Origin of the sequence: Planococcus sp. ISL-109 (assembly GCF_018613655.1) — a bacterium.
GTDB lineage: Bacteria > Bacillota > Bacilli > Bacillales_A > Planococcaceae > Planococcus.
In genome coordinates, this window is the sequence record NZ_JAGGPW010000002.1 from 36,153 (window position 1) to 45,459 (window position 9,307).

The 9,307-nt window shown below is 50.2% G+C and carries 7 protein-coding genes; all 7 read right to left on the bottom strand.

Annotation, left to right across the window (positions count from 1 at the left end):
• Nucleotides 1–57: 57 nt before the first annotated feature.
• The 7 genes from J7E21_RS00630 to J7E21_RS00660 all read right to left on the bottom strand — a co-directional run bounded on the left by J7E21_RS00630 (nt 58) and on the right by J7E21_RS00660 (nt 8,355).
• Complete coding sequence (locus J7E21_RS00630; protein WP_215103786.1) at nt 58–1,149, bottom strand: amidohydrolase; 1,092 nt, start codon at nt 1,147–1,149, stop codon at nt 58–60.
• Nucleotides 1,150–1,339: 190 nt separating this feature from the next.
• Complete coding sequence (locus J7E21_RS00635; protein ID WP_215103787.1) at nt 1,340–2,956, bottom strand: M20/M25/M40 family metallo-hydrolase; 1,617 nt, start codon at nt 2,954–2,956, stop codon at nt 1,340–1,342.
• Nucleotides 2,957–2,997: 41 nt separating this feature from the next.
• Nucleotides 2,998–3,912, bottom strand: a complete 915-nt coding sequence (locus tag J7E21_RS00640; protein WP_215103788.1) for a DMT family transporter — start codon at nt 3,910–3,912, stop codon at nt 2,998–3,000.
• 42 nt (nt 3,913–3,954) lie between these two features.
• Complete coding sequence (gene panF, locus J7E21_RS00645) at nt 3,955–5,430, bottom strand: sodium/pantothenate symporter (RefSeq protein ID WP_215103789.1); 1,476 nt, start codon at nt 5,428–5,430, stop codon at nt 3,955–3,957.
• On the bottom strand, nt 5,427–5,699 hold the full coding sequence (locus J7E21_RS00650; RefSeq protein WP_215103790.1) for a YhdT family protein: 273 nt from the start codon (nt 5,697–5,699) through the stop codon (nt 5,427–5,429). The genes panF and J7E21_RS00650 overlap by 4 nt, the downstream gene beginning before the upstream one ends.
• Before the next feature lie 740 nt (nt 5,700–6,439).
• A complete protein-coding gene (locus J7E21_RS00655) occupies nt 6,440–7,744 on the bottom strand; it encodes an HlyD family secretion protein (RefSeq protein ID WP_215103791.1) in 1,305 nt (434 codons plus the stop codon).
• A complete protein-coding gene (locus J7E21_RS00660) occupies nt 7,741–8,355 on the bottom strand; it encodes a hypothetical protein (protein ID WP_215103792.1) in 615 nt (204 codons plus the stop codon). The genes J7E21_RS00655 and J7E21_RS00660 overlap by 4 nt, the downstream gene beginning before the upstream one ends.
• Nucleotides 8,356–9,307: the final 952 nt, after the last annotated feature.

Consider the following 9,307-nt stretch of genomic DNA (forward strand, 5'->3'; position numbering starts at 1 on the left):
GTTCCATACCCTTAATTGCGCACCCAAAAACCAAATGGGGTGCGCAATATTTTTTCATTATGCCAGGCGCAAAGTTTCAGCGAGGACACGGGCGCCGATATCGAGCGCATCGCGATTAAACTGCATATCCGGATGATGAAGCCCTGGCGTTAAATCTGCGCCGACTCCAACCATCGCAGCTTTCAGTTCCGGTTTTTTGATCGTGTAGAAATGGAAATCATCCGCTCCTGTCGTTTCGATCGGCTCGCTGCATGCTTCCTCACCGAGCACATTGCGTATTGCTTGGCCGGCAATTTGCATCGCCTGTTCCGACACTTCGGCGCCAGGTGTGTAATCGTCCCATCTCAAGTCGACATTGACGCGGTGAAGCTCTGCAATAGTCCGTATTCCTTCTTCGAGGCGCGCTTTCAATGTATCCATCAAGCTATTGGACTGAGAACGCACATCCAGTGCGAATGTAGCGCTGCCCGGAATGATGTTCAAGCTTTCTCCGCCGGTCTGGATATTCGTCAGCTTGGCCGAATACGACTCGAACGGCGAGAAATATATCGTTTTGGCGAATTGGTGGATTGCAGCGATGACGTCGATGGCATTTTTCCCTTGATGTGGACGCGCGCCGTGCGCATCTTCTCCCGTAATCTTGCCTTTCAGGAAAATACCGGAGCCGTGATGCAGCGCCGGCGTCACTTTGCCGAACGGCAATTCTTCCTGCGGCCGCAAGTGCACGCCGAATAAATGCGTCACCCCTTCTAATGCGCCGCGTTCGATCATGGACAGTGAGCCGTTTCCTTGTTCCTCGGCCGGCTGGAAAATAAAGCGGATGCGCTTTGACAGGTTCTCGTCTTTTAAGCGCAAAAGTGCACCGAGCACCATCGCCATATTGGCGTCATGTCCACAGGAATGGTTCGCCTGCACTGTGCCGTTCACTTCCTGCCATAGGGCATCGATGTCCGCTCGGACCGCTATCACTTTATCCCCTTCGCCGATTTCCGCAAAAAGTCCGGTAACGTCCTCAAACGTCCGATACTCCACCCCGAGCTCTTCCATGATCTGGGCCAGTTTCTTCGTCGTTTCCACTTCCTGGAAGCTTACTTCCGGATGTGCATGGAAATGGTCAAAATACGATTCTGTCTGCTGTTTGATGTCCATAAAGCGATTCGCTCCTTTTGGTTTCTTATGTTTGAATTGTACCCGTCTTTCAAAGTGAGAACAAACAAGTGGACGAAGAGAAGCCAAGACCATTTGTTTGCGGTGCTCGAGCAAACAGTTTTGCAGAATACCAGAAGATCCAAACTACAGGCATCGTACTTCAAAGGCGCTAATAATCAATCACCCCCACCTAATCTTCTGCCCGTTTTCCGATGTGCAAAATCAGTCCGGCGAGCAGTTCCGGGATTTCTTCGAATGCATTTTTGACGTGAAGACGCTCGGTCCGCTTATGTGGATCTTTGCCGAACGGGCCGATATTGAGGACCGGCGCCTGCAGGTTCTGCATCGCTTGAAACGGGATGCTATAAGGGTCGCCATAGACCGGCGTGTTTTTCTCGTAACTGACCCAGCCGTCCGAAGAGTCTTCGTAATTGACGTAGCTCAGGTCGGAGATGCCATTGAAGAAATGCACTTGTTCGAGCTCCAAATCAAAACGCTCCAGCGCCATTTGTGCTACATGCGCCACACAGTCTTCGATCAGCGGATCATCGCTTGAGTTGACTGCCGGGTAATAGGGCGGCGTAAACAACAGCACGATGCTCGGCGACAATTCCTGGCAGTTGAGCAATAACAAATCGGCGATATGAAACGACTTATCGCGTACATCCCGCTCCGAGTCCATCAAGGTTTTGTGGATCAGTTGATTGAAGTAGTCGATGCCAAACTTATTCTTCGCATAGTCCACCAATTGTTCGAAGCGCAGCACGCGGATTTCATCAAAGCGCGGCTCCATATTGATGTGTTGACAAAAAGCACGGTAATCGTCCATGCACTCTGAAGCCGATTCGTTTGCGAGGCTTTCGAAAATATCCATGACCTGTTGTGCATTTCTTTCCATTGTAAAGACATTGTACATCGCTTTCGTGCGATACGGCGTCTGGACGGAGTATTCTTCTTTCATATCCCCTTGCGTTAGAGTTACTGGAAGCGGCGTTTCTTCGCCGTAAACCGTTTCAGAAAATGCCGGATTCCACTCCATTTTCCGCGTCAAATACGTAGAGATATAGCTTGACGTCATCCCGGCAAGCGGTTCGCCGGCATGGGTTTCCTTGCCGTAGAATAATGCACTCGGCATGATTTTCCCGATGGAGCCGGTGTAGATATAATGCGACTCATCTCCCGGCGATTTCGCAAATACCGGTTCACCGTTTAAAAACACTGTATATTCCAGGCCATGCTGGCGCTCTAAATCGAGCAGTTTGGACACTCCGTAGCGCATGCCCGCCGAGTTGATTTCTTCATCCGGCACCGTCATGAGCAGTAGATTGACCGGCCACTGTTCCAAGCTTGCCCGCTCTATAAGCGCCATATGAATGGCGAGCCCTGATTTCATGTCCATTATGCCGCGCCCGAATACATATTCCCCCGACGCCAAATCGGCTTGCATCTCCGGTTTGAATTCGTCTTTGATTTTTTGGAATGCGGCCTCGAGCTGGGCCGGCTGGTATGCGAGTGGTGCCAAATCGCCGTATTCGTGTACGGCGACCGTATCAAAATGGCTGAGCAATACAACGGTACGTGAGGCTTTTTCATGTTTATAGAGCGCAGTCAAATAACGCCGTTCCCAATTGACCTCCCCAAGCGCCAGATTATCTGGGTTTTCTTGGAAATATTCAAGTTCCATTAGTTTCTTTTCCAGCTTTTCCGGGAATGTCACTTCCCCTTCCGTCAGTCCTTGCGAATCCCAGCCGACCAATAGTTCAGTCAACTCTCGCAGTTGCTCCGGTGTTCCCCAAATACTTTCCATACTGCATTCTCCCTTCTCTATTCCAGTAAAGAAAAAACGGCTCATATTGGGAGCCGTTTTCTGCGTTTTCGCAGTAAATCTTCCGCCGCCCCTGAGCCGAACAATACGCCGATTACGATGAGCACAAGGCCGATCAAATGGCCTGACGTAATCGTTTCACCGAGGATCAAGCTTGCGGCTATGAGTGAAAACAGCGTATTAAGGTTCATGAAAATGGCGGCTTTTGTCGGTCCCGCCTGGCCGATTGAATAATTATAAAGCATGTGACCGACCGCCGTGCCGAGCATCGCGGAGAAAAAGAACGCGACCCAGAATGACGTCGGAACGTCTGCGAACGCAGCGATTTCACCCGGCTCTTGAATAAGCGCGATAATGAGCAAGACAATCGCTCCCGTCACGAGCATATAGCCGGTCAACAGGCGCGGATCAAGTGAACGCGCAGCTTTGGCAATGACGATATAACTGAACACTTGCGCCAAAATGGAAATGAATACAAAGATATCTCCGAGGCTCAAACCAGACGCCGCGTCGCCCCCGACCATGACCGTTGTGGCGACACCACCAAAACCGATAAAGACACCGAGCCATTGCAAACGCGAAGGCACATTGCGCATGATGAGCGACACGAGCACGGCCGTCAGCATCGGGCCTGTCCCGAGTATCAAGCCGGCATTCGTCCCCGTTGTGACCGCAAGTCCCTGCGACAGGAAATAATGATGCGCCACGACATTGAGCAGGGCGCCGAGCAGTATGTATTTCCAATCACTGCGCTTTGGAAAGCGCATCATTCCGAGCGACGCCAAAATGATCAACACGGTGATACCTGCAAGCAATATCCGAAACGCCGTGAGTGTGACTGGATCAACGAAATCCAATAAATACTTGACCGAAGCAAGGTTAAATCCCCACACGATCATGACCGATGTTAAAATGCCATAAACTTTCCATGGAGTCAAAAGTGCAACCCTTCTTCCCTTTTTCGGATATAGCCACTTATTTTACGCTTGTTTTTCGTTTCTGTATAGAACCGCGTGGTAATCATAAGCGCGCCGTTCTATCAGCAAGCTGAACGCAATAAATGCGATGAGCGATAACACGACCGGGACAGTGACCGTATGGACGCCGAACAGATTGCCGTTTGCAATATTGTAGAAATGCAGCGCGATATAGCTGATGATGCCGGTCGCCATGCTCGCGATGGCTCCGTATTTATTGCCCCATTTCCAATAAAGCCCGAGCACAATCGGCCAGATGAACGCCGCTTCGAGCCCGCCGAATGCGAACAAGTTCAAGAAAATCAATAAATCAGGGGGATCAAGTGCCAACAGGAAGACGATCACACCAAGAACGCCGGTGACGCCAAACGACATGCGTTTGATGGCCTTTAGGCTGGCATCCGGTTTGATGTAATTCAAATACACGTCTTTGACGATCGACGAACTGACGAGCAACAGCAGTGAGTCGACCGTCGACATGATCGCCGCCATCGGAGCGGCCAAGACGATGCCTGCAACCCACGGCGGCAAAGTTTCGAGCGCGATGAGCGGAATAACTTTGTCTCCGACGTCAATCCCTGGAAGGATGGGACGCGCGAACACGCCGATCAAATGCATATTGAGCATGATAACGCCGGTGACGATCGTGCCGATAATGAGGGCGCGGTGCATCGACCGGGCATTTTTGTACGACATCGCGCGCACCGCAATTTGCGGCAAGCCCACGACGCCGACACCGACCAAAATCCAAAACGATGATACATAGGCGGCACCGAGATTGCCATCCGCTCCGTACGGGGTGACGAGGTTCGGGTTTTCATTGATGAGGTCTTGCATGATGTTTGAAATCCCGCCGCCGGAAATGATGACCGCGATCAACAGCACCAAAGTTCCGACGAGCATGACGGCCCCTTGCACCGCATCGGTCAAGGCGACGGCACGGAAACCGCCGATCGTCACGTAGACGAGGACGCTGACAGCAAACAAAAACAGCGCCGATTGATAGCTCAGGCCGGTCAGTGATTCAATAAGCCGTGCGCCGCCGATCCACTGCGCCGCCATGGCGGAAAACAGGAAGACGATGATGCTGAAAGCCGATAACAAGACAACCGCTGTGCTGCCGTAGCGGGCTTTCAGAAAGTCGATCATCGTGACGGCTTCATAGCGCCGCGCCATGATCGCGTATTTTTTCCCGAGAATCATCAGGACGAAATAACCGGTGACGACTTGGGTCATCGCGAGCAGCACCCAACCGAAGCCCATCGTATAGGCGGTCCCAGGGCCCCCGAGGAAACTAGAGGCGCTTCCGTATGTGGCGACCATGGTCATCGCGAGGACGAAACCGCCGAGTTCGCGGCCGCCGAGGAAATAATCGCTGATGAAGTTCGAGGAGCCGGCCAGTTTCCTGCTGGACCAATAGCCGATAAAGAAGATGATGAGCAAAAAAGCGATCATCGGGATGAGCACTGCATAATTCATCGGCGTTCCTCCTGTTCTTCGTCAAACGGCACGTCGACGAAGAACAGATTGACGACGACGGTGACAAGGACGGCCATGACGAGAAAGCCGACGATGCAGCTGTAGAAAAACCAGTCGGGCAAGCCGAATATGTAGGTGTATTCTTCGACTGGACGGGAGCCGAGCCCGTAGGCGAAGGCGAACCACCAGACAAAGTTAAAGAGCGCGAGGCCGAGGCCGATCCAGGCTTCCCGGTGCGCGACACGGAAACGCCAATCTGTTTCTTGCATGCTAGTTCACTCCGTTCAAGGGCTGTAATGCGCTTTATCTATCGTACACTAAAGGCGCCTGTAAATTAAGTTCAATTTTAGTTATGGGATGATACAAGAAAAGAATGCTTTTATGTAATAAGCCCATACTGCGAGATTGCGCTGCAGGTGGATGCTTGCCGGGGGGGGACAGGCGTCACCACCTTCCGCTCCATCTCTAGTTTTATAATGGTGGTTAGTTAGCCACTTTTTCACCCATGTATATTTAAGCTCCATTCCCCTGATCTTCTATAATTTGTTCAAAATAGTGTGAGGGATATTACTTTTTTCTTCTTTGTTACATGCTATATAAGTTGAACTAATAAATTTCCACTGTAGATATTCCGCAAAACCACTCCGAGAAAAACTTTGCTCAACTTCTCTTCGCTTATTCATTTCCTGCGGGCGGGCGCCGAGCCTCCTCAGTCGCTTCGAAACCCTTGTGCTCCCACATCTGCACGGCAGATGCGTCGCTGAAAAGAGCGCTGCTCGATTCTCGCTAGCTCAAACCTCGCAAGAAAACCGTTGCCCCCTTGGGAGTCTCCGTAGTTTTGCTCCATATCTGTTTGTTTGTTCGCAAATTGTTAGTGTTCAAGTAGTCGTGGTAATTCACTGATATTTCTTTAGTTCAACATATATAGCTACCCCTTAAAGGCTGTTTTCATTTTCAGATTCAGCTTTTTTTCCACAGAAAAAACCTCCGGTATTACCGGAGATTTTGGTTAGCGGGCTAGTAGGTATTCGACGTAGGCGCGCCATTCTGTGTTTTTGGCGTAGCTGTAGTCAGGCTGGCGGCTTGGGAAGGGCATGAAGAGCCTTGGCCTGCCCGGGTAGTCGTGGAGTTTTTCTTCATTTATGGTGAGTTCGCCTGCTTCCATGCCCCCCGCGAGGATGGTGCGGCCATGTTGTGCAAAGGCGATCTCCACCGGTACTGCGTTCGGGCGGCCGTCGATGTTCAAGACGTAAGCTGTGCCGGTTGTGTCGTTATTGTTGTAGATCCATTTGTCACGAAGCGCGATGGCGTCTTGTGCTTCATTTAATGTGATGCTGGCGTTGACATTGCTGCCGAATGGCATGGTGTCTTTCAGCGGAGTTTCAGGTGTAATCCGCACTTCGTAAAAGGCGATAGGATTGTTTTGGTCGATGCGTCCGAGCTCGCGGTAGGCTTGAAACCATTTGGATTCTTCGGCAGGGATTTCGGAAACGTTGGTGACGGTTCCTGGAATGGCCCCTTCAATGCCTGGTGCTTGAATCATCACGCGGTCTGCTTGTTCGACATCGTGCCATTCATCTTCTAATAGATAGGTGACGAATTCACGTTCATTGTTATAAATTTCAATGCTGAGGGGGGCAGTGTCGCGGTTGATGCTTGCGACTGTCCCTTCAACCGGGCTGATGAGCGCCGGGTTTGCACTGCTTTGTGCGAGCTGCGCTTCGACGACTGCCAGCTCGGAATCGATCGATGCCAGCCGTTGCTGCGCTTGGGCGATCCCTGAAGCATAAGTACCATCTTCCGGTACTTCTACACCGACTGAGACATTCACATCCAGACGCATTTCTTCTTCGATGTCGCCGATCCCAGGATAGGTTGCGCTATTGTTCGTATTATCCGAAAAATTGCTGTTTTGGGACGACCGCGCCTGAAGCAATTCCTGCAGAGATGTCTCGACTTCACCGCGTTCTGATTGCAGCGCTGTCCGTTCGGATTCCCACACTGCGCGTTGTTCTTCGGATTCACTTTCGTTCAAACGGGCAAGTTCAGCACCAGCAGCGACGGCATCGCCTTCTTTGACGAGCCATTGCTCGAGCGCTTCATGGTCTTGGACGTAAATCTCCATCGTATCTTGAGGTGCCGTCAAAGCTTCTTTCGGCAAGGCCTTAGTATACGTATGAGTGAAGGCTTGTTCATATTCACTGACATAAAGCTCTTTGGAAATAATGCTTTTCTCGCCAAACAACAGCAGGAAATTCGATGTTAAAAAGGCGACGATGGCGATGGATAAGCCGACAAAGAAAAAGCGGTTCATAGGATCGGCCCCCCTTGCATAAAGTCGCGAATCATTTCATCGACCGGAATCATGCTAAACAAAGCGACAAATAACGCTGAAGCGATGTGGACAATGATAAGCAGCAGCAAAATAATTTTTGGCGATACGCGCGAAAAGTTTTTAATGAAACGATATTGAATCGCGATGATTAAAGAGGTGAATAAAGTAAGCTGATTGAAAAAGTAAATCAAATATGTGTTGTCCATGAATGTGGCAGCAATCGGCCCGAATGAGAAAGGCGAGAAAGCCATGCTGAAGCCGTTCCAAGCAAAGATTCCGAAGATCAAGCCTTTTTCCAGCACCAACAATGCCGTAACGTAAGCTTGCATGACGAGCATCGCTTTCCATGGTGTGCCGATGATTCGGCTATAGAGAAAGGCGGCGATGTAGAGATGAAAGCTTAAATACAGGCCTCCCCACAGCAATGTGCCGACGAGCGATGTCCAGCGCGCCAATGTGTAGGCGTCAAACATGCCTGCAGCGAGCAGCGGCGTCAAGGATCCGGTGTTCATGCCCCATATTTCCGGCAAGGCAAAAACAAGCAAGCCGAGTACTAGAATGACGGCGAGCCGTTTATTGATTTGTCTCATTTCAGTTTGCCGTAAATTATGTATGAGTTGACCTTGGTTCATAAAGAAATGCCAAAATTTGAAGTCAGATATCATGCGTTTAAGTCCTTTCAGGCAAGTGGCGTTCTGCTTAGCTTTACTTTACCAAAAAAACAAACGCTTTGAAACGAATTATCTGCCACAATTTTCAATATTTGGCGGCTTTGAGCCGAATGGCATATGTATGTGTCCAGTTTGAAGCGGTTTGTTCTGTAGGTGAAGTGTAAGTAGGAGGTGAATGTTTTTTTAAAAATATATATAGCGGTAAAGTAGTTGAGATTGTCGCTAAATTGAATGCTGAGTTTTGATGTCTAAATAGCTTGTGCTATGAGACTGCGCTTCAGGGGCACGCTTGCCGGGGGGGGCGGGCGTCGAACCAAGGCGGCAAAGAGCGCGCCGCCATTGTTTCGCCAGCCCCGCTCGGTCCCCCAGGCGTCGGTCCCTTTCGCTCCGTCCCTATGTTTAGAGTGGTCGATCTTTTATTTATCCTCTTATAAAAGATATCTTAGACTTTTTCATCTTTAAATAGCCGGTGCTATGAGACTGCGCTCCAATGGCTGCTTTCCGGGGGGGCGGGGTGAGCGCCAAGCCTCCCCAGTCGCTTCGAAACCCTTGTGCTCCCACATCTGCACGGCAGATGCGTCGCAAATGAATGCGCTCAGCTAAGCTTCGCTCATTCATTCCCTGCGGGGTCTCGCGGACTCGCTTTCCTGCGGGAGCAGTACGGTTTTCTCCGTAGTTTTGCTACATATGTTTGTTCGCAAATTGTTAGTGTTCAAGTAGTAGTGGTAATTCACTGATATTTCTTTAGTTCAACATATATGAATCAATTTCATAAATCGCACTTTTAAAAAAGTGTAGACGACTTTACCGACCATTTTTTCTGTTTTTTAAATTTAAGCGGCTGCTAAAGCTGCGTGCTTGGCAGCTTTCA

What these genes read in the sequence shown, in the direction of transcription:
- J7E21_RS00650 (WP_215103790.1), bottom strand. Translation starts at nt 5,699, where the DNA reads ATGCAAGAAACAGATTGGCGTTTCCGTGTCGCGCACCGGGAAGCCTGG.
- J7E21_RS00630 (WP_215103786.1), bottom strand. Translation starts at nt 1,149, where the DNA reads ATGGACATCAAACAGCAGACAGAATCGTATTTTGACCATTTCCATGCA.
- J7E21_RS00660 (WP_215103792.1), bottom strand. Translation starts at nt 8,355, where the DNA reads ATGAGACAAATCAATAAACGGCTCGCCGTCATTCTAGTACTCGGCTTG.
- J7E21_RS00635 (WP_215103787.1), bottom strand. Translation starts at nt 2,956, where the DNA reads ATGGAAAGTATTTGGGGAACACCGGAGCAACTGCGAGAGTTGACTGAA.
- panF (WP_215103789.1), bottom strand. Translation starts at nt 5,430, where the DNA reads ATGAATTATGCAGTGCTCATCCCGATGATCGCTTTTTTGCTCATCATC.
- J7E21_RS00655 (WP_215103791.1), bottom strand. Translation starts at nt 7,744, where the DNA reads ATGAACCGCTTTTTCTTTGTCGGCTTATCCATCGCCATCGTCGCCTTT.